At 66.3% G+C, this 20,279-nt stretch carries 19 protein-coding genes; 10 read left to right on the top strand and 9 right to left on the bottom strand.

Going from position 1 to position 20,279, the window contains the following annotated elements; translation table 11 throughout:
• Nucleotides 1-2 precede the first annotated feature (2 nt).
• Nucleotides 3-773 (top strand): COG4705 family protein, encoded by a 771-nt coding sequence (locus AC1Z3W_RS32850; RefSeq protein WP_124834459.1) that lies wholly within the window; start codon nt 3-5, stop codon nt 771-773.
• A gap of 53 nt (nt 774-826) precedes the next feature.
• Here the strand turns inward: AC1Z3W_RS32850 and dut are convergent, their stop codons facing one another.
• The 5 genes from dut to AC1Z3W_RS32825 form a co-directional block, all read right to left on the bottom strand.
• Entirely contained in the window at nt 827-1,273 is a 447-nt protein-coding gene (gene dut, locus AC1Z3W_RS32845; RefSeq protein WP_057926079.1) for a dUTP diphosphatase, read from the bottom strand.
• A gap of 55 nt (nt 1,274-1,328) precedes the next feature.
• Nucleotides 1,329-2,540, bottom strand: coding sequence for a bifunctional phosphopantothenoylcysteine decarboxylase/phosphopantothenate--cysteine ligase CoaBC (coaBC, locus tag AC1Z3W_RS32840; protein WP_483509315.1), 1,212 nt, complete (start codon nt 2,538-2,540; stop codon nt 1,329-1,331).
• A gap of 67 nt (nt 2,541-2,607) precedes the next feature.
• A complete protein-coding gene (gene lspA, locus AC1Z3W_RS32835) occupies nt 2,608-3,108 on the bottom strand; it encodes a signal peptidase II (RefSeq protein ID WP_124834457.1) in 501 nt (166 codons plus the stop codon).
• Nucleotides 3,109-3,110: 2 nt separating this feature from the next.
• Nucleotides 3,111-5,948 carry an isoleucine--tRNA ligase gene (gene ileS, locus AC1Z3W_RS32830; protein WP_124834456.1) on the bottom strand — a complete coding sequence of 946 codons (2,838 nt, stop codon included), beginning with the start codon at nt 5,946-5,948 and terminating at the stop codon, nt 3,111-3,113.
• A gap of 102 nt (nt 5,949-6,050) precedes the next feature.
• Nucleotides 6,051-7,043 carry a bifunctional riboflavin kinase/FAD synthetase gene (locus AC1Z3W_RS32825; protein ID WP_057926075.1) on the bottom strand — a complete coding sequence of 331 codons (993 nt, stop codon included), beginning with the start codon at nt 7,041-7,043 and terminating at the stop codon, nt 6,051-6,053.
• Nucleotides 7,044-7,165: 122 nt separating this feature from the next.
• Between AC1Z3W_RS32825 and purN the strand changes: the two genes are divergently transcribed.
• The 6 genes from purN (at nt 7,166) to nadC (ending at nt 14,177) form a co-directional block, all read left to right on the top strand.
• A complete protein-coding gene (purN, locus tag AC1Z3W_RS32820) occupies nt 7,166-7,828 on the top strand; it encodes a phosphoribosylglycinamide formyltransferase (RefSeq protein ID WP_057926074.1) in 663 nt (220 codons plus the stop codon).
• Nucleotides 7,825-9,087 (top strand): RsmB/NOP family class I SAM-dependent RNA methyltransferase, encoded by a 1,263-nt coding sequence (locus AC1Z3W_RS32815; RefSeq protein ID WP_057926073.1) that lies wholly within the window; start codon nt 7,825-7,827, stop codon nt 9,085-9,087. Before purN ends, AC1Z3W_RS32815 begins: the two co-directional genes overlap by 4 nt.
• An 18-nt stretch (nt 9,088-9,105) precedes the next feature.
• Complete coding sequence (locus AC1Z3W_RS32810) at nt 9,106-10,488, top strand: mechanosensitive ion channel domain-containing protein (RefSeq protein ID WP_175825067.1); 1,383 nt, start codon at nt 9,106-9,108, stop codon at nt 10,486-10,488.
• Nucleotides 10,489-10,711: 223 nt separating this feature from the next.
• A complete protein-coding gene (locus AC1Z3W_RS32805) occupies nt 10,712-11,905 on the top strand; it encodes a DesA family fatty acid desaturase (protein WP_057926071.1) in 1,194 nt (397 codons plus the stop codon).
• Nucleotides 11,906-12,162: 257 nt separating this feature from the next.
• Complete coding sequence (gene nadA / locus AC1Z3W_RS32800; protein WP_057926213.1) at nt 12,163-13,299, top strand: quinolinate synthase NadA; 1,137 nt, start codon at nt 12,163-12,165, stop codon at nt 13,297-13,299.
• Complete coding sequence (gene nadC / locus AC1Z3W_RS32795; protein ID WP_057926070.1) at nt 13,296-14,177, top strand: carboxylating nicotinate-nucleotide diphosphorylase; 882 nt, start codon at nt 13,296-13,298, stop codon at nt 14,175-14,177. Before nadA ends, nadC begins: the two co-directional genes overlap by 4 nt.
• A gap of 91 nt (nt 14,178-14,268) precedes the next feature.
• Here nadC and nadB read toward each other — a convergent pair whose 3' ends face one another.
• The 4 genes from nadB to radC form a co-directional block, all read right to left on the bottom strand.
• The gene (gene nadB, locus AC1Z3W_RS32790; protein WP_057926069.1) at nt 14,269-15,858 is read right to left on the bottom strand and encodes an L-aspartate oxidase; all 1,590 of its coding nucleotides are present in this window, start codon (nt 15,856-15,858) and stop codon (nt 14,269-14,271) included.
• Nucleotides 15,859-16,018: 160 nt separating this feature from the next.
• Nucleotides 16,019-16,186 (bottom strand): 50S ribosomal protein L33, encoded by a 168-nt coding sequence (gene rpmG / locus AC1Z3W_RS32785; RefSeq protein WP_006478046.1) that lies wholly within the window; start codon nt 16,184-16,186, stop codon nt 16,019-16,021.
• 17 nt (nt 16,187-16,203) lie between these two features.
• Nucleotides 16,204-16,437, bottom strand: a complete 234-nt coding sequence (gene rpmB, locus AC1Z3W_RS32780) for a 50S ribosomal protein L28 (RefSeq protein ID WP_004186391.1) — start codon at nt 16,435-16,437, stop codon at nt 16,204-16,206.
• A gap of 238 nt (nt 16,438-16,675) precedes the next feature.
• Entirely contained in the window at nt 16,676-17,455 is a 780-nt protein-coding gene (gene radC / locus AC1Z3W_RS32775; RefSeq protein WP_124834454.1) for a RadC family protein, read from the bottom strand.
• Between the two features lie 135 nt (nt 17,456-17,590).
• On the opposite strand from radC, the gene AC1Z3W_RS32770 reads away from it, so the two are divergent.
• From AC1Z3W_RS32770 to AC1Z3W_RS32760, 3 genes are all read left to right on the top strand, one after another.
• Complete coding sequence (locus AC1Z3W_RS32770; protein WP_057926067.1) at nt 17,591-18,046, top strand: FKBP-type peptidyl-prolyl cis-trans isomerase; 456 nt, start codon at nt 17,591-17,593, stop codon at nt 18,044-18,046.
• Between the two features lie 2 nt (nt 18,047-18,048).
• Entirely contained in the window at nt 18,049-19,029 is a 981-nt protein-coding gene (gene ispH / locus AC1Z3W_RS32765) for a 4-hydroxy-3-methylbut-2-enyl diphosphate reductase (protein WP_057926066.1), read from the top strand.
• 268 nt (nt 19,030-19,297) lie between these two features.
• Nucleotides 19,298-20,134, top strand: a complete 837-nt coding sequence (locus tag AC1Z3W_RS32760) for a type 1 periplasmic-binding domain-containing protein (protein ID WP_124834453.1) — start codon at nt 19,298-19,300, stop codon at nt 20,132-20,134.
• Nucleotides 20,135-20,279 lie beyond the last annotated feature (145 nt).

Raw genomic sequence — 20,279 nt, 5'->3', positions numbered from 1 at the left:
GAATGAACAAGCTTCCTCAGATCACGCTCGCATTCTGGATCATGAAGATCTGCGCGACGACGCTCGGCGAAACCGGCGGCGACCTGCTATCGATGACGCTGAACGTCGGCTACGCGGTGAGCTCGATCCTGCTGTTCGGTTTCTTTCTCGTCACGCTCGGTGCGCAGCTCAGGACGACCGGCTATCGCCCGGCCATCTACTGGGCCGTGATCGTTGCGACCAGTACGGCCGGCACGACGATGTCCGATTTCATGGACCGCACGCTCGGCCTCGGCTATGCGGCCGGCGCGTCTATCCTGGTCGCGATCCTGCTGGCGATCTTCGCGGTGTGGCGCCTGAGTGGCGAATCGCTGTCGGTCGACCTGATCCGCACGCGCAAGGTCGAGCTGCTGTACTGGATCGCGATCCTGTTCTCGAACACGCTCGGCACCGCGCTCGGCGATTTCCTCGCGGACAGCTCGGGCCTAGGCTTCGGCCGCGGCGCGCTGCTGATCGGCGGGTTGCTCGCGGTGATCGTGCTGGCGCACTATTTCACGCGGATCTCGGGCGTGCTGCTGTTCTGGGCCGCGTTCGTGCTCACGCGCCCGTTCGGGGCGACGGTCGGCGACCTACTGACGAAGCCGGTCGACAAGGGCGGACTCGCGCTCGGCACGGTCGGCTCGTCGGCGGTGCTGCTGGGGGTGCTGGTCGCGATGGTGGTCTACGCCGGCGTTGCGCAGGCGCGGCGACGCGAGCTGGTGCCCGCGCGGATCGTGCAGACGGCCGATCGGTGACCGGAAGCCTAAAAAGGAAAGGGGCCGCGAGGCCCCTTTTTGTATTGCGCCGTTCAGTGACGGCCGGTGCTGCCGAAGCCGCCCTCGCCGCGATCGCTCTGCGCGAAGTCGTCGACGATGTTGAACTGCGCCTGCACGACCGGCACGATCACGAGTTGCGCGAGCCGCTCGAACGGGTTCAGCACGAACTCGGTTTGGCCGCGGTTCCACGTCGACACCATCAGCTGGCCCTGGTAGTCGGAGTCGATCAGGCCGACGAGGTTGCCGAGCACGATCCCGTGCTTGTGGCCGAGGCCCGAGCGCGGCAGGATCAGCGCCGCGTAGCCGGGATCCGCGAGATGGATCGCGAGGCCGGTCGGCACCAGCGTCGTTTCGCCTGGCTGCAGCGTGACAGGGGCGTCGAGGCACGCGCGCAGGTCGAGGCCCGCGCTGCCAGTGGTGGCGTAGGCGGGCAGGTAGTCGCGCATGCGCGCGTCGAGAATCTTCAGGTCGAGTTTCATGCGGTCGTCGAATCGGTCGGGAAGGGCGCGGCGGCGCGTGCCGCCGCGCAGGGGATCAGATCAGGCGGTTGTCGGGCAGGCGCTTCGCGATTTCGGCGACGAGCGCGTGCGCGAGCTCGTCCTTCGGCGCGCGCGGCAGGCGTGTGAGGCCGGCTGCCTCGAACAGCACGACTTCGTTGTCGTCGCGGCCGAACGTCAGCGGGCCGAGGTTGCCGACCAGGAGCGGCACGTTCTTGCGCTTGCGCTTCTCGTCGCCGTGCACGTCGAGGTCGCCGCTTTCGGCCGCGAAGCCGACGCAGAACGGCGGATCGGGCAGTGCCGCGACCGACGCGAGGATGTCCGGGTTTTCGACGAACGCGAGCGCCGGCATCTTGCGGTCGGCCGCCTTCTTCATCTTGTGCTCGGCGGGCTGGTCGACGCGCCAGTCGGCGACCGCGGCCACCGCGATGAAGATGTCCGCGTCGGATACCGCCTGCATGACCGCGTCGTACATCTGCTGGGCAGTCTGCACGTCGTGGCGGTACACGCCCCACGGCGTGTCGAGTGCGACCGGCCCCGCGACGAGGTGCACGTCCGCGCCGGCCTGCTGGGCGGCGCGCGCAAGCGCGAAGCCCATCTTGCCGCTCGAGCGGTTCGTCAGGCCGCGCACCGGATCGAGCGGCTCGAACGTCGGGCCGGCCGTGATCAAGACGCGTCGGTGCGCGAGCACCTTCGGCGCGAAGTGCGCGACGATCGCTTCATAGATCGCCTCGGGTTCGAGCATGCGACCGTCGCCGACTTCGCCGCAGGCCTGCGCGCCCGAATCGGGGCCGAGCACCGACACGCCGTCGGCGCGCAGTTGCGCGGCATTGCGTTGCGTGGCCGGGTTCTGCCACATCTGCCGGTTCATCGCGGGCACGACGAGCAGCGGACAGTCGCGCGCGACGCACAGCGTCGACAGCAGGTCGTCCGCGAACCCGTGTGCGAGCTTCGCGAGGAAATCCGTCGACGCGGGCGCGATCACGATCGCGTCGGCTTCGCGCGACAGGTCGATGTGCGCCATGTTGTTGTCGATGCGCGTGTCCCACTGGCTCGTGTAGACGGGCCGGCCGGACAATGCCTGCATCGTGACGGGCGTGATGAACTGCGTGGCGGCTTCGGTCATCGCGACCTGCACGGTCGCGCCTGCCTTCGTCAGCAGCCGGGTGAGCTCGGCGATCTTGTAGCAGGCGATGCCGCCCGTCAGGCCGAGAACGAGGTGTTTTCCAGCGAGTTCTGCGTGTGCCAACTCAGGTCTCCAGGGGTCAAACGGAACGGCCGGCGAGAAGCCGGCCGTCGACACCGAGTATGCGCGCTCAGCGCGAGCCGCGCACGCGACGCAGTTCGTCGTAGATCAGCAGCACCGCGCCGACCGTGATCGCGGAATCGGCGAGATTGAACGCCGGGAAGTGCCAGGCGCCGAGGTGGAAATCGAGAAAGTCGATCACGTGACCGTAGATCAGCCGGTCGATCACGTTGCCGAGCGCGCCGCCGAGGATTAGCGCGAGCGACAGGCTGAACAGCCGCTGCTGGCCGTGACGCTTCAGCAGGAAGCAGATCACGAGCGTCGCGCCGATGCCGAGCGCGGTGAACGCCCAGCGCTGCCAGCCGCCTGCGGTCGACAGGAAGCCGAACGCGGCGCCGCGGTTGTACACCAGCACGAGGTTGAAGAACGAGATCAGCGCATGCTGCGCGCCGTACGCGAACGTTTTCAGGATCGCGATCTTCGACAACTGGTCGAACAGGATCACGATCAGCGAAATGCCGAGCCAGGGCGCGAGCGCGCCGCTGGCCGGCTTCGACACAGTTTTCGCCATATTCAAGCAGCGCTCCGGATTTCGCCGTTTTCAAACAGGTTCGAGAAGCAGCGGCCGCACAGCGTCGGATGATCGGCATGCGCGCCGACGTCCTCGCGGTAGTGCCAGCAGCGTTCGCACTTCTGGTACTTCGACGCCGCGACGTCGACGCTTTCCTGCGCTTCGTCGTCGACCTTCACGACCGTCGCCGCCGACGTGATCAGCACGAACTTCAGGTCTTCGCCGAGGCTCGTGAGCGCGTCGTAGCGCGCGCCGCTCGCATGCACGGCCACTTCGGCCTGCAGCGACGAGCCGATGCGGTTCGCGGTGCGTGCTTCCTCGAGCGCCTTCGTCACGTTGCCGCGCACGTCGCGCAGCAACGCCCACTTCTCGATCAGCGCGGCCGAGCCGGCGACTTCCGGATACGCGTAGTACGTTTCCGTGAAGATCGTGTCGCTGGCCGGCTGGAACACCTTCCACGCCTCTTCCGCGGTGAACGACAGGAACGGCGCGAGCACACGCAGCAGGCCGTGCGTCAGGTGGTACAGCGCCGTCTGCGCAGAGCGGCGTGCGCGCGAATCGGCCGCGCTGGTGTACAGGCGGTCCTTCAGCACGTCGAGGTAGAAGCCGCCGAGATCTTCCGAGCAGTACGTCTGCAGCTTTGCGACGACCGGGTGGAATTCATACTTCTCGTAGTGGCCGAGCAGTTCCGTTTGCAGTTGCTGCGAGAACGCGACCGCATAGCGGTCGATCTCCAGCCATTCTTCAACCGGCACCGCGTGCTGCGCGAAGTCGAAGTCCGACAGGTTCGCGAGCAGGAAGCGCAGCGTGTTGCGGATGCGGCGATAGCCTTCCGTCACGCGCTTCAGGATTTCCTCGGAGATCGCGAGCTCGCCCGAATAGTCGGTCGACGCGATCCAAAGGCGGATGATTTCCGCGCCGAGGCGGTTCGCGACCTCATGCGGGTCGACGCCGTTGCCGAGCGACTTGCTCATCTTGCGGCCTTCGCCGTCGACCGTGAAGCCGTGCGTGAGCAGGCCCTTGTACGGCGCGCGGCCGTCGATCATCGACGCCGTCAGCAACGACGAGTGGAACCAGCCGCGGTGCTGGTCCGAACCTTCCAGGTACAGGTCGGCCGGGAACTGCAGCTGATCCTTGTGCGAGCCGCGCAGCACGTGCCAGTGCGTCGTGCCCGAGTCGAACCACACGTCGAGCGTATCGCGGTTCTTTTCGTACATGTTCGCGTCGTCGCCGATCAGCTCGCGCGGGTCGAGCGACTGCCACGCCTCGATGCCCGACTGCTCGACGCGCTTCGCGACTTCCTCGAGCAGCTCGAGCGTGCGCGGATGCAGCTCGCCGGTTTCCTTGTGCACGAAGAACGCCATCGGCACGCCCCACTGGCGCTGGCGCGACAGCGTCCAGTCGGGACGGTTCGCGATCATGCTGAACAGGCGCTGCTTGCCCCACGACGGGTAGAACGCGGTCGCGTCGACGCCTTCGAGTGCCGTTTCGCGCAGCGTCTTGCCGCCGTCGCGCGGCGTCACGTCCATGCCGGCGAACCACTGCGACGTCGCGCGGTAGATGATCGGCGTCTTGTGGCGCCAGCAGTGCATGTAGCTGTGCGTGTACTTCTCGCTGCGCAACAGCGAGCCGGCGGCGTTCAGCGCGTCGACGATCTTCGGGTTCGCGTCCCAGATCGACAGGCCGCCGAACAGCGGTAGCGATTCGATGTAGCGGCCATCGCCCATCACCGGGTTGATGAAGTCCGAATCGGTCATCCCGTGCGCCTTGCACGACTGGAAGTCTTCGATACCGTAAGCAGGCGACGAGTGCACGACGCCGGTACCCGTGTCGGTCGTCACGTAGTCGCCGAGGTACACGGGCGCGGTGCGCTTGTAGCCGGGGTGGGCCGGCGCGAGCGGGTGGTGGAAGCGCAGGTTCGCGAGCTTCACGCCGGGCGCGGTCGCGACGACGCGGCCGGTCAGCTTGAAGTCGGCCATGCAGGCTTCGACGCGCTCTTCCGCGATGATCAGCAGCCCTCGCTCGGTGTCGACCAGCGCATAGACGATTTCCGGATGGAGGTTCAGCGCCTGGTTGGCGGGGATCGTCCACGGCGTGGTGGTCCAGATCACAATGCCGCCCTCGGCGCGCGGCAGCGTCGGCAGGCCGAACGCCTGCGCGGTCCTTTCCGGTTCGGCGAACGCGAACATCACGTCGATCGTCGGGTCGGTGCGGTCCTTGTACTCGACTTCCGCCTCGGCGAGCGCCGAGCCGCAGTCGAAGCACCAGTTCACCGGCTTCAGCCCGCGATATACGTAGCCCTTCTCGATGATCTTGCCGAGCGCGCGGATCTCTTCCGCCTCGTTGACGAAGTTCATCGTCTTGTACGGATTCGCCCAGTCGCCGAGCACGCCGAGGCGCTTGAAGCCGACCTTCTGCTTTTCGATCTGCTCGGTGGCGTACGCGCGCGCCTTGCTCATCACTTCGGCCGCCGGCAGCGACTTGCCGAACTGCTTCTCGATCTGGATCTCGATCGGCATCCCGTGGCAATCCCAGCCGGGCACGTACGGCGCGTCGAAGCCGGCCATGTTGCGCGACTTGACGACGATGTCCTTCAGGATCTTGTTGACCGCGTGGCCGAGGTGGATGTCACCGTTCGCATACGGCGGGCCGTCGTGCAGGATGAACTTCGGCCGGCCTGCGCTGGCCGCGCGGATCTTCTCGTAGATGCCGCGCTCTTCCCATTCCTTGACCCACTGCGGTTCGCGCTTGGGCAGGTCGCCGCGCATCGGGAACGGCGTGTCGAGCAGGTTGACCGGATACTTGGCCTGCGGTTTCGAATCGGCTTTCTTGTTGCTCATGATGGGATCGCTATCTAAATCGGGGGACGCTCGTGCGTCGTGAATCGGGGATGCGCGCGAGTGGGCGGCGCGAGGGTGCGGCGCCAGGCGCCGCCGTCCGGATCAGCTAATTCGGTCGGTCGCCGATGTCGAGAAGCCGGTCGCGCGGCTGCCCGGCGCGTGGTCGCGCTCGACGAAGTACGCGCGCGCATTCGCGACGTCCAGCGCGATCGCGCGCGACAGCGCCTCGAGATCGTCGAACTTCGCTTCGTCGCGCAGCTTCTTCAGGAATTCGACGCGGATGAGCTTGCCGTACGCGTCGCCGTGCCAGTCGAGCAGGTGGACTTCGAGCAGCACGCGGCCGGAATCGTCGACGGTCGGGCGCAGCCCGAGGCTCGCGACGCCCGGCAGCGGGGCGGGGCCCAGGCCGTGCACCTGCACGACGAAGATGCCCGCGAGCGCCGGCCGCTTGTGCGCGATCGGCAGGTTCAGGGTCGGGAAGCCGAGGTCGCGGCCGAGTTTCAGCCCGTGCGCGACGTGGCCGCTGATCGCGTAGCCGTGGCCGAGCGCCTGCGCGGCCGCATCGAGATCGCCCGCGGCGAGCGCGGCGCGTACGCCCGAACTCGAGATGCGCGTGCCATCGCTGCCGGCGACCGTGCCCATCTGCTCGACCTCGAAGCCGTACTGCTTGCCGGCCGCCTTCAGCGTGTCGAAGGTGCCTGCGCGCTTCGCGCCGTAGCAGAAATCGTCACCGACCATCATCCAGCGCGTGTGCAGCCCGCCGACCAGCGTGCGCTCGACGAACGCCTGCGGCGACTGGCTCGCGAACGTGTGGTTGAAGTGCTCGACGACGACGCGGTCGACCCCGTGGTCGCGCAGCGCTTCCAGCTTGTCGCGCAGCATCGCGATGCGCGGCGGCGCGCCGGCCGGATTGAAGAATTCGCGCGGGTGCGGCTCGAAGGTCATCACGCACACGGGCAGGCCGCGCGCGTCCGCTGCCGCGCGCACGCGCGCGAGCAGTGCCTGGTGGCCGCGATGGACACCGTCGAAGTTGCCGATCGTCAGCGCGCACGGCGCGCGGCTCTCGGCGTTGGGCAGGCCGCGGAAGACTTTCACGATAGCGGATGCAGCGTCGGGGAATGGGCGGTGGGATGCCGCAAAGCAGAAGATTATAAACGTTCGGGCGGCCCGGCGGCCGAGAAGGGGGGAAACGCGGGGGCGAATGGTAAAATTCGCGGATGAAAAAACTCGTGATCCTGATTTCCGGTCGCGGCAGCAACATGGAGGCCATCGTCCGCGCGTGCGCGCAGGAACGCTGGCCGGCCGAGGTCGCCGCCGTGATCGCCAACCGGCCCGACGCGGCCGGCCTGGCTTTTGCCGCGTCGCACGGGGTGGCGACCGCGGTGGTCGACCATCGGTCGTTTGACGGCCGCGACAGCTTCGATGCGGCGCTCGCCGCCGAGATCGACCGCTTCGCGCCCGATCTCGTCGTGCTCGCCGGCTTCATGCGCATCCTCACGCCCGATTTCGTCAGACGATATGAGGGCCGGCTGCTGAACATCCACCCGTCGCTGCTGCCGAGCTTCAAGGGCATCCACACGCACCAGCAGGCGCTGGATGCCGGCGTCGCGCTGCATGGCGCGAGCGTGCATTTCGTGATTCCCGAACTCGACAGCGGCGCGATCGTCGCGCAGGGCGCCGTGCCCGTGCGTGCGGGCGACGACGCGGCGGCGCTCGCGCAGCGCGTGCTGACGGTCGAGCACGTGCTGTATCCGCGTGCGGTGCGTTGGTTCGTCGAGGGGCGCCTGCGCCTCGAGAACGGCCGGGCAGTGGTGGCGCCGGAAGAGGCGCGCTGGATTTTCGCGGATCAACCGCATACCGAAAAGAGCGAGGGCGTATGAAGCTGCACGGATTCCTGATTGGCCAGACCGAGACCCTGCTGGCCGAGGTGCTGAAGTTCACCGGCCCTGCGGACGCGACGACGAGCCGGTTCTTCCGCGCGCACCCGAAGCTCGGCCACGCCGAGCGCGGCGTGATCGCCGAGGCGGTGTTCGCGGTGCTGCGCCGGAAGATGGAGTTTTCGCACCTCGCCGAGAGCGGCACGGGCAGCCCCGCGCGGCGCCTGACGCTGCTCGGCCTGATGCAGACGCTCGGCCGCAATGCGCTGAAGCCGTTCGTATCCGACACCGAGGCCGCGTGGCTCGAGCACGTGTCGAAGATCGATCCGGCGAGCCTGCCGGTGCGCGTGCGCACCAACCTGCCGGACTGGATCTACCAGGCGCTGTCGGCCCGCTTCGACGCCGAGGAACTCGCGCAGCTCGCCGCCGCGCTGAACTACCCGGCGCCGCTTGACCTGCGCGCCAACGCGCAGAAGGCGACGCGCGACCAGGTGATCGACGCGCTGCGCGCGAACGGGATCGATGCGGGCGAGACGCCGTTCGCGCCGCAAGGCGTGCGCGTCGTCGGCAAGCCGGCGCTCACGCGCCTGAAGCTGTTCGAGGAGGGTCAGATCGAAGTGCAGGACGAGGGCAGCCAGCTGCTGTGCTCACTGGTCGCGCCGCGCCGCGGCGAGATGGTCGTCGATTTCTGCGCGGGCGCAGGCGGCAAGACGCTCGCGCTCGGCGCGATGATGCGCTCGACCGGGCGCCTGTATGCGTTCGACGTATCGGAGAAGCGACTCACGAAACTGAAGCCGCGCCTTGCGCGCAGCGGGCTGTCGAACGTGAACCCGGTGCTGATCGACAGCGAGCACGATGCGAAGATCAAGCGGCTTGCCGGCAAGATCGATCGCGTGCTGGTCGACGCCCCGTGCAGTGGCCTCGGCACGCTGCGCCGCAACCCCGACCTCAAGTGGCGCCAGACGCGCACGTCGATCGAGGAACTCACGCCGAAGCAGGCGTCGATCCTCGCGAGCGCCGCGCGTCTCGTGAAGAAGGGCGGCCGGCTCGTGTACGCGACCTGCAGCGTGCTCGACGCGGAGAACGAGGCGATCGTCGAGCAGTTCCTGGCCGACCATCCGGACTTCGTGCTGGTGCCCGCGCAGAAGGTGCTGGCCGACCAGCGCATCGAAATCGAGACCGGTGACTACCTGTCGCTCTGGCCGCACCGCCATGCGACCGACGGCTTCTTCGCCGCGGTGCTGGAACGGCGCGCGCAGTAACAGCGACCCGGACGGACGATGGAGAGTCTGCAAAGCCGCCTGCTGTCGCACCGGCTGGCCTCGGTGATTCGCGATTTCCACCAGCCGGTGATGATCTGGCAGGCGGCGATCCTCGTCGGCGCGCTGTGTTTCGCATGGGTGGCGGCGCGCTTCGTGCACGGCCGGATCGATGCGCGCCGCAGGGCGGCCGGGCGCGTGCCCGGTGCGGGTGCGCAAAGCCTGAAGCGCGCGCTGTTCCCGTTGTTCGGCGGCATTTTCGTCGGCGTCGCGCAGCTCGCGTTCGACCCGTTCATGTCGACGTCGCTGCTGTCGCTCGCGCTCGTGCCGCTGTTCGGCATCGGGCTGATCTACGTGCTGTTCTTCTTTGCGCGGCGTGTGTTCGCGCGCGACGGACACTCGCATGCGTGGCTGTCGATCGTCGAGAAGATCGTGTCGACCGTCGTGTGGGCCGCGATGGTGCTGACCGTGCTCGGCATCCAGCGCGACGTGCTCGGCTGGCTCGACAGCGTGCAGTTCCGCGTTGCCAATGCGCATCTCACGCTGCTGTCGGTGATCTCCGGCGCGCTGTGGGTGTGCGTGACGCTGATGGTCGCGATGTGGCTCGGCTCGGTGTTCGAGGAGCGCCTCGCGCGCGCGAGCACGCTCGACGCGAACCTGAAGGTCGTGCTGTCGCGGGTCGGCCGCGCGCTGCTGGTGTTCGCGGCGATCCTGATCGGGCTGTCGCTCGTCGGCATCGACGTGACGGTGCTCGGGGTGTTCGGCGGCGCGGTGGGCGTCGGCCTCGGCTTCGGGTTGCAGAAGATCGCCAGCAACTACGTGTCGGGCTTCATCATCCTGCTCGATCGCTCGCTGCGGCTCGGCGATGCGATCAGCGTAGGCGGGCTGCAGGGCGTCGTCACGCAGATCCGCACGCGCTATACGGTCGTGCGCGGCCTCGACGGCAACGAGACGCTGATCCCGAACGAGAAGCTGATCACCGACGTCGTGCAGAACCAGTCGTCGTACCTGACGCGCGGTTACGCGAAGGTCGCCGTGCAGGTTGCCTATACGAGCGACGTCGAGCAGGCGCTGTCGGTGCTCGCGGAAGCCGCGGAGGGCGTGCCGCGCGTGCTCGCGGAGCCGGCGCCGACCCCGTACCTGGTCGGCTTCGGCGCCGACGGGATCGATCTGGAGCTCGGCTTCTGGATCGAGGATTCGGCGAAGGGCACGTCGGGCGTGCGTTCGGCCGTGAACCGCAACATCTGGCGGCTCTTCGGCGAGCACGGGATCTCGATCCCGTTTCCGCAGCGCGAAGTGCGCGTGGTCGGCCTGCCGGAGGGCTTTGCCACGACCGGCGTGGTGGCCGACGGCGTGCCCGTGGCCGGCGGCGGCCCGGTGGACGGGCAGGCGTCGGCGGCTTAGGCACGGCGCGCGAGCCCGAATCGGGCAAGTTCGGCGGCCAGAACCGGATCGTGGAGCCTTCCGGGTCCGTCGATGGACTGTCCGCGTTGCGTCAAGACAAGAAAATATTCATTTTTTACAAAGACTTGGAACGGTTGAAGTAAAATTCCGGTCTACACGCGGTATGCTTTCATTTTTCTGACGCCTGCGCGAGCCGGCGTCGCTCTCATCACAGGTAACTGCCTTGTTGAATTCCCTGCTCGATTTTCTTTCCCACGGGCTCCTGCATTTTTCGTGGTGGCAGGTCGCGCTGTTCGCGCTGGCCGTCACGCACGTGACGATCATCGGCGTGACCGTCTATCTGCACCGCTGCCAGGCGCACCGCGCGCTGGAGCTGCATCCGATCGCGAGCCACTTCTTCCGCCTGTGGCTGTGGATGACGACCGGCATGCTGACGGGTCAGTGGGCCGCGATTCACCGCAAGCATCATGCGAAGTGCGAGACCGAGGAAGATCCGCACAGCCCGCAGACGCGCGGCATCTGGAAGGTGTTCCTCGAAGGCGCGGAACTGTATCGCGCGGAAGCGAAGAACGAAGAGACGATGCGCAAGTTTGGTCACGGCACGCCGAACGACTGGCTTGAACGCAATCTCTACTCGAAGTATCCGATTCTCGGCATCAGCATGATGATGGTAATCGACGTCGCGCTGTTCGGCGTGATCGGCCTGACCGTGTGGGCCGTGCAGATGGTCTGGATTCCGTTCTGGGCCGCCGGTGTCGTGAACGGCTTCGGCCACTTCTGGGGCTACCGCAACTTCAACTCGGCCGATGCGAGCACGAACCTGTTCCCGTGGGGCATCGTGATCGGCGGCGAAGAGCTGCACAACAACCACCACACGTTCGCGACGTCGGCGAAGCTGTCGAACAAGTGGTACGAGTTCGACATCGGCTGGATGTACATCCGCATCATGTCGGCATTTGGCCTCGCGAAGGTGAAGAAGGTCGCGCCGACGCCGCGCCTGAACAAGCCGAAGACGGTGCTCGACCAGGAAACGCTGCAGGCCGTGCTGTCGAACCGCTACGAAGTGATGGCGCGCTACGGCAAGGCCGTGAAGCGTGCGTACCGCCAGGAACTCGCGCACCTGAAGGAAATCGGCGGCGAGAAGTACCAGCTGATGCGCGGCGCGCGCAAGTGGTTCCACAAGGATGCCGACGGCCTCGACGAGCCGCAGAAGAAGCTGCTGCCGGAGATCTTCGCGAACAGCCAGAAGCTGCATACGTACTTCCAGCTGCGCCAGGATCTGGCCGCGATCTGGGATCGCTCGACCGCGTCGCGCGAACAGCTGCTCGCGCAATTGCAGGATTGGTGTCATCGCGCAGAACAAAGCGGCATCAAGTCGCTGCAGGAATTTGCGACGCGCCTGCGTCGCTACGCCTGATTCGAAATCGATTAGAATCTCAGGACGTCACAAACCCCGCGTTGGCGGGGTTTTTTCTTTGGGGCGGCCGGTTTTCGAAGGACGGCCGGAGGTGCCGGAAGTCGTGTGAGGATTGGGGGCGTGTCGACGTGGCGCCCCGGGGCGAATGTAGAGGATGGGGCTGGGGGTGGTGCGGAAGCGCCAACTCTGGTCGACCGCGAAGCATGGGACCAGAGTAAGCGCTAAAGCGCTAACTCTGGTCGACAGGAGATATGGAGATGCAATCGACGATCAAATCCGTCGAGTACGACCGGCCGGTCTCGGCAGGGACCGTCTGTGGCGTCGGGCAAGCGTGGGCCAAAGTGCCCGATGCACCGTCCGCCGAAGAACGCGCCGCACTGAAGGCGCGCATCAAGGCACTGCTCGCCCGTGAAAAGGCCGTGCTCGTCGCTCACTACTACGTGGATGCCGAACTGCAGGAGCTGGCCGACGAAACCGGCGGTTGCGTCGCCGATTCGCTCGAAATGGCTCGCTTCGGCCGCGACCACGACGCGCAGACGCTCGTCGTCGCCGGCGTGCGCTTCATGGGCGAAACCGCGAAGATCCTGAGCCCCGGCAAACGCGTACTGATGCCCGATCTCGATGCGACCTGCTCGCTCGATCTCGGCTGCCCGGTCGACGAATTCTCCGCGTTCTGCGATGCGCATCCCGACCGCACCGTCGTCGTCTACGCGAACACCAGCGCCGCCGTGAAGGCACGCGCGGACTGGATGGTCACGTCGTCGATCGGCCTCGAGATCGTCGCCGACCTGCACGCGCGCGGCGAGAAGATCATCTGGGCACCCGATCGCCATCTCGGCAGCTACATCCAGAAGAAAACCGGCGCGGACATGCTGCTGTGGCAGGGTTCGTGCCTCGTTCACGACGAATTCAAGGGCATCGAGCTCGACCTGCTGCGCGCGGAATACCCGGACGCAAAGGTGCTCGTGCATCCCGAGTCGCCGGAAAACGTCGTCGCACAGGCGGACGTCGTCGGCTCGACGACGCAGCTGATCGACGCAGCCGTGAAGTTCGACGCGACGCACTTCATCGTCGCGACCGATCTCGGCATCCTGCACAAGATGCAGCTCGCGGCGCCCGGCAAGACCTTCATCGCCGCGCCGACGGCCGGCAACAGCGCGACCTGCAAGAGCTGCGCGCATTGCCCGTGGATGGCGATGAACGGCCTCGCGAACCTCGCCGACGTGCTCGAACGCGGTCACAACGAGATCTTCGTCGATCCCGCGATCGGCGTGCGCGCGCGTCTGCCGATCGACCGGATGCTCGATTTCGCAGCGGCGCACAAGAAGCGCGTGCAGGCGAGCGGCGATCTGCAGCGCGACCAGCAACTGTTCGCGAACGTGGGGGCTGCATGACTGGCGCAGTCTCCCCGTTGTTCGAGGCCGTCCGCGCACAATACGGCGTTGCATTCGACGAAGCGATCGCGCGCAACGTCGCCGATGCGATCGCCGAAGACGTCGGCACCGGCGACCAGACCGGGCGCCTCGTGCCGGCCGGCGAGCGGCGCCGTGCGCGCATCATTGTGCGCGAGGAAGCGGTGCTGTGTGGCGTGCCGTGGTTCGAGGCCGTCATCGCGCGGATCGATCCGTCGATCACCGTGCAATGGCACTATCGCGAAGGCGACCGGATGACGTCGGATTCGACGGTCTGCGAACTCGAAGGGCCGGCGCGCGCGCTGTTGACGGCAGAGCGCAACGGGCTGAATTTCCTGCAATTGCTGTCGGGTGTCGCGAGCGCGACGCGCCGTTACGTCGATCGCGTCGAAGGCACGCGCGCGAAGATTCTCGATACGCGCAAGACGCTGCCGGGCCTGCGGCTCGCGCAGAAGTACGCGGTGCGGGTCGGTGGCGGCGAGAACCAGCGTCTCGCGCTGTACGACGGCATCCTGATCAAGGAAAACCACATCGCGGCAGCCGGCGGCGTCGGCGAAGCGCTCGATGCGGCGTTCGCGCTGGATTCGGGCGTGCCGGTGCAGGTCGAAGTCGAGACGCTCGCGCAGCTCGACACGGCGCTCGCGCATGGCGCGCAGTCGGTGCTGCTCGACAACTTCACGCTCGACATGATGCGCGAAGCGGTGCGCGTCGCGGCCGGCAAGGCCGTGCTCGAGGTGTCGGGCGGCGTCAATTTCGATACGGTGCGCACGTTCGCGGAGACGGGCGTCGACCGCATCTCGATCGGCGCGCTGACGAAGGACGTGCGCGCGACCGACTATTCGATGCGGATCATCGACTGACCGCGTGTCATACCGTCTGACGAAAAAGCCGTTGGCGCGCAACCGCCAACGGCTTTTTTTCTGTGTGTGGCAGCCGGGGAGGGTGTACCGGTCAGCGGCGGCGCAAGCGCGGCGTGAGCACGCTCGGCAGCGCCTTCGGTAGCGTGTGCGGCCAGTCGCGGCTGTAGTGCAGTCCGCGGCTTTCGCGGCGCGAGTATGCGCTCTTCACGATCAGCGTCGCGACGTCGACGAGATTGCGCAGCTCGAGCAGGTCGCGCGTCACGCGGAAATTCGCGTAGTACTCGTGGATCTCGTCGCGCAGCAGCGACAGCCGGTGCTTCGCGCGTTCGAGGCGTTTGTCGGTACGCACGATGCCGACGTAGTTCCACATCAGCCGGCGCAGTTCGTCCCAGTTGTGCGCGACGACGACTTCCTCGTCCGCATCCGATACGCGGCTTTCGTCCCACGCCGGCAGCGTGGCCGGCGCTTCGGCGTCGAAGCCGGCCGCTTCGATCGCCTCGGCGGCCGCGCGGCCGATCACGAGGCATTCGAGCAGCGAGTTGCTCGCGAGGCGGTTCGCGCCGTGCAGCCCCGTGTACGACGTTTCGCCGACCGCATACAGGCCAGCGAGATCGGTGCGCCCCGCGAGGTCGGTGACGACGCCGCCGCACGTGTAGTGCGCGGCCGGCACGACTGGAATCGGCTGCTTCGCGATGTCGATGCCGAATTCGAGGCAGCGCGCATGGATCGTCGGGAAGTGTTCGCGCAGGAACGCTTCCGGCTGATGGCTGATGTCGAGATACACGCAGTCGATCCCGCGCTTCTTGATCTCGAAGTCGATCGCGCGCGCGACGATGTCGCGCGGTGCGAGTTCCGCGCGTGGATCGTGCGCGGGCATGAAGCGCGTGCCGTCCGGCAGCTTCAGCAGGCCGCCTTCGCCGCGTACGGCTTCCGAAATCAGGAACGATTTCGCATACGGATGGAACAGGCAGGTCGGGTGGAACTGGATGAATTCCATGTTCGACACGCGGCAGCCCGCGCGCCACGCCATCGCGATGCCGTCGCCGGTCGCGGTGTCGGGGTTCGTCGTGTACAGGTAGACCTTGCCGGCGCCGCCGGTTGCGAGCACCGTGTGCGGCGCTTCGATCGTGATCGTGCGGTCGTTGTCGACGTCGAGCGCATACAGCCCGTGACAGCGGCGGCCGGGCAGGCCGAGCCGATCCGACGTGATCAGGTCGATCGCATGGTGGTTTTCGAAGAACGTGATGTTCGGATGCTGGCGAGCGCGGTCGGACAGCGTCGCGAGCACCGCATGGCCGGTCGCGTCGGCCGCGTGGATGATCCGGCGGTGACTGTGGCCGCCTTCGCGCGTCAGGTGGAAGCCGAGTTCGGCCGCATCGTCCTTCGTGAACGGCACGCCCTGCGAGATCAGCCATTCGATCGCTTCGCGGCCGTGCTCGACGATGTAGCGCGTCGCGCCTTCGTCGCACAGTCCGCCGCCGGCGACCAGCGTGTCGTCGACGTGGTTCTCGATGCTGTCCGCCGAGTCGAGGACGGCCGCGATGCCGCCTTGCGCGTTATCGCTCGCCCCCTCCATCATCGAACGTTTCGCGATCAGCGCGACACGTCGCGTGCTGGCCAGGTTGAGTGCGACCGACAGCCCTGCCAGGCCGCTGCCGACGATCGCCACGTCGAATTTCATGCTGCATCTCCATCGTTACGCTTTAGATCTTGTGCGTTCCGTCGGCCGTGACCGCGGAAAGGGGAGAGCATACCGCGTCGGGCTCGCGCGTGCGCGCAAAACAAAAAGCCCCGCATGTGCGGGGCTTTTCGGTCGCCGTCAGGCTAGCAGAAACCGGAGATTACTTGATCTTGGTTTCTTTGTATTCCACATGCTTGCGGACGACGGGATCGAACTTCTTGATCGCCATCTTTTCCGGCATGTTGCGCTTGTTCTTCGTGGTCGTGTAGAAGTGACCCGTACCAGCGGTCGACTCGAGCTTGATCTTGTCGCGTGCGCCTTTTGCCATGATTATGCTCCTTGGGCTTAGGCTTCGCCGCGTGCGCGCAGGTCAGCGAGCACGGAATCGATGCCGTTCTTGTCGATCAGGCGCAGGCCGGCGTTCGAAACGCGCAGGCGCACCCAGCGGTTTTCGCTCTCCACCCAGAACCGGCGGTTTTGCAGGTTCGGCAGGAAGCGGCGCTTCGTCTTGTTGTTTGCGTGGGAAACGTTGTTGCCGCTCATCGGCGCTTTCCCAGTTACTTGGCATACGCGTGCCATGAGAGCACTCCTAATACGCTAAATTCGGGGTTCGATCGCCGATGAAGGTTCCATCGCACCGCCACGTGATCCATGGCTGCACTCAGAACGCCGAAGCCTTTACAGACAAGGCCCTTCGATGGCTAGAACTGGTTGGAAAAAAGACAGACGACGATTCTAGCAGAAAAAGTTCCGAAAAATCAAACCCAATTTCGCTTCGTCGTTGCGGCGCCCCCGGGGTGGGGTGCCGGGCCACAGTCTACAACCAACCGGCGCGTGCGAACGAAAATGTATCAGCTGTGCCGACGACGACGTGATCGAGCAGCTTTGCGTCGACGAGCGTGAGCGCGTCGTGCAGCGCGCGCGTCAGGCGGCGGTCTTCCGCACTCGGCTGTACGGCACCGGACGGGTGGTTGTGCGCGATGATCAGCGCGGCGGCATTCAGCGCGAGCGCGCGGCGCACGATCTCGCGCGGATAGACGGCCATGCGCGTCAGCGAGCCGCGCGCGCTTTCTTCCACGTCGATGAGGCAGTGACGGGCATCCAGGTACAGCGTGACGAACACCTCGTACGGACGCGTGCCGATTCGCAGCCGCAGATAGTCCTCGACGGCGCCCGGCGAATCGATCAGCGTGCGCGTGCGTGCCTTTTCGGCCAGCGCGCGTCGCACGATCTCGGTCACGGCGATCAGCAGCGCGGAGCGCGCCGCGCCGATGCCGGGGTGTGTCGCGAACACGTGCGGCTCCGCGTCGAGCATGTCGCGCAGCGAGCCGCCGAACCGGGCGAGCAGCGCGCGGGCGCTGGCGAACACGTCGCGGCCGCCGCCGCCGGTGCCGAGCAGCAGCGCGATCAGTTCGGCGTCGGTCAGCGAGTCCGGGCCGCGCTCCAGCAGCCGCTCGCGCGGCAGGTCGGGGCGCCAATTCCGCGGGCGGCGCTTGCGCGGCAGCTCGGCGGTGCCGATACGGCGGGCCGCAGCGGCCGTGGCTTCGGCGGTGTCGCGACATTCGGTCGCCGGGGCGACGGGGCAGGGTGACAGCATGATCGAAACTCCATTGGCGGCGTGCGTGTGCGCGACGTCGTCGCACTTTCAGCCTTGCGCGCTCAGGTGACTTACAATATTGGCTTTGCGCCGGGCCTTTCGGCCAGTTCGGGCGCCGACGAACACGAGTCATTCATGAGCATCATCGATCTATCCGAAGTGAAGCCCGGTTCCCATGTCACACTGCATTACCGGCTTGCGCTGGCCGACGGCGCCGACATCGTCAACACCTTCTCCGACAAGCCCGCCACGCTGCTGCTCGGCGCGGGGCAACTGGCGCCCTCGCTGGAACAGATTCTGATCGGGCTCAGGGTCGGCGACCATTCGACTTTTCAGCTAACGCCCGAACAGGGGTTCGGTCCCCGCAATCCCGACATGCTCCAGCGCGTGACGCTGTCGACGCTGCGCGAGAACGGGATGGTCGGCGACGATTTCACGCCGGGCGACCTGATCGAGTTCAACGCGCCGGACGGCGGCCGCTATGCAGGGGTGCTGAAGGAAGTCAGCGAAACCTCGGCGCTGTTCGACTTCAATCATCCGCTCGCGGGCCAAGCGCTCACGTTCGAAGTGAAAATCATCGGAATCCTGTAATCATGAGCACCACCGATACGCTGTCCGGGCAGACCGTCGCCGCCGATGCCGAAATCCTGCTGGCCCAGCCGCGCGGCTTCTGCGCGGGGGTCGATCGCGCAATCGAGATCGTCGAGCGCGCGATCGCGATGCACGGTGCGCCGATCTACGTCCGTCACGAGATCGTCCACAACAAGTACGTGGTCGAGGATCTGAAGAAGAAGGGCGCGATCTTCGTCGAGGAGCTCGAGGAAGTGCCGGCCGGCAACACCGTGATCTTCAGCGCGCACGGCGTGTCGAAGGCCGTGCGCGACGAGGCGGACGTGCGCGGGTTGCGCATTTACGACGCAACCTGCCCGCTCGTCACGAAGGTGCACGTCGAAGTGGCGAAGATGCGCCAGGACGGCGTCGACATCGTGATGATCGGCCACAAGGGTCACCCGGAAGTCGAAGGCACGATGGGGCAGGTCGAGCGCGGCATGCACCTCGTCGAAAGCGTCGAGGACGTGCAGAAACTCGAACTTGCCGATCCCGAGCGCATTGCGCTCGTCACGCAGACGACGCTGTCCGTCGATGACGCGGCCGAGATCATCGGCGCGCTGAAGGCGAAATACCCGAAGATCCGCGAGCCGAAGAAGCAGGACATCTGCTACGCGACGCAGAACCGCCAGGATGCGGTGAAGTTCATGGCGCCGCAGTGCGACGTCGTGATCGTCGTCGGCAGCCCGAACAGCTCGAATTCGAGCCGCCTGCGCGAAGTGGCCGAGAAGCGCGGCGTGGCCGCGTACATGGTCGACGCACCCGAGCAGATCGATCCGGCGTGGGTGGCCGGCAAGCGCCGCATCGGCGTGACGGCCGGCGCATCGGCGCCCGAAGTGCTCGCCCAGGCCGTGATCGCGCGGCTGCGCGAACTCGGCGTGCGCAACGTCCGCGCACTCGACGGCATCGAGGAAAACGTGTCGTTTCCGCTGCCGCGCGGGCTGAACCTGCCGCCTGCCGCCTGATTGCCGCATCACACCGCAGTACCCCGAAGCGCGCCTCCCGGCGCGCTTTTTTTTGCGTCACGAAAACGAAATCGCAACCATTATTCACATTAATAGTGCAACCCGGTTGCTATACCCTTGCTTAACCGTCTCTCAAAATTGGTTGCAATGCAGGAAAACCCCATCGAATCAGGATTATTGGCGTCCTGTAAATGGAGTTACAATGCGCCCGTTTTCAGGCCGGAATGGCTTTGAAACAAGGTTTTGGCAAGGCGCGGGAGACCACTCGATGCATGTGAAGTTGGCTTACGCCATGTCTGTCGCCGCACCGGTTGCAATGCTTACCGGTTGCAGAAAAAAGAGCGACGACGGGGCGGGCAGGGAGGCTGCGGCATACGCCGTACCGGCGGCCAGCGACGTGCGCGCTGCCAGAACCGGTCGTGCGGCGCCGTCGGCGTGCCGCATTGCGCAATCGGACAGTGACAAGGATAACGGGGCACGTTTGGCGATCGAGGAATTCAACGCGCAGGGCCCGAAGATCGGCATGCATTCGTCACGGCGGGCAAGACGCGCCGGCGGCATGGCGACCAACCGGGCGACGGGCACGCGGTTGGCCCGACGACGGGCCGCCGACCGTGATGCGGCAGCAGGGCGCGTTGAACGACGGACGGCCGGGTTTCGGGGCAACGCAGGCAACGTGCAGATGTCACTGGTCCCCTTTCATTTCGATTCGACGAAACAGCGTGTCGCCGCGGCTCACCGCGTCGCGGCGGGCAGTCTGCTTCGTTTCACGAATTCCGACGCAGTCCTGACGAAAGTCGGGTGCCACCTTCGCGATGCCGGTTCGGGCGCCGCGCGGGCGGCGGCGGACGGCCCGCTTGCAACGCAGGCGACGGCGTCCGGCATCGGAGCGCAAATCCTTGGCGACAACGGCATGTGCGCCGTCAAGGTGGTCGAGCTCGCGGGCGACGCGGCGCGGAACCTGATCTGTCCGGACGCGGGGTTCGCACCGGCCGTGACGGAAAAAGGCATGGCATTCGGGAAACCGGAGACCGGCCGCTTCAGCACGCTGCCCTACGACTTCAAGGAGGCCAAGTACACCGTCCTCGATGTCGTGACGATTTAGCGACGGGACTCTTGATGGCACCGGAACAGTGCGGTGCTGTTTTTGTATCCGCTCCGGCGGCAAGTCCGGCCGTACAGGCCGGGCGGCGCGCGCCGGGACGATCCACCCTTACCGGTATCGACTAGTACCCGCAGTGTCGCCGAGA

The organism is Burkholderia sp. 10_S31, assembly GCF_056930375.1.
Note: the sequence above shows the minus strand (reverse complement) of the source record. Positions and strands in the feature narration are given on the sequence as shown.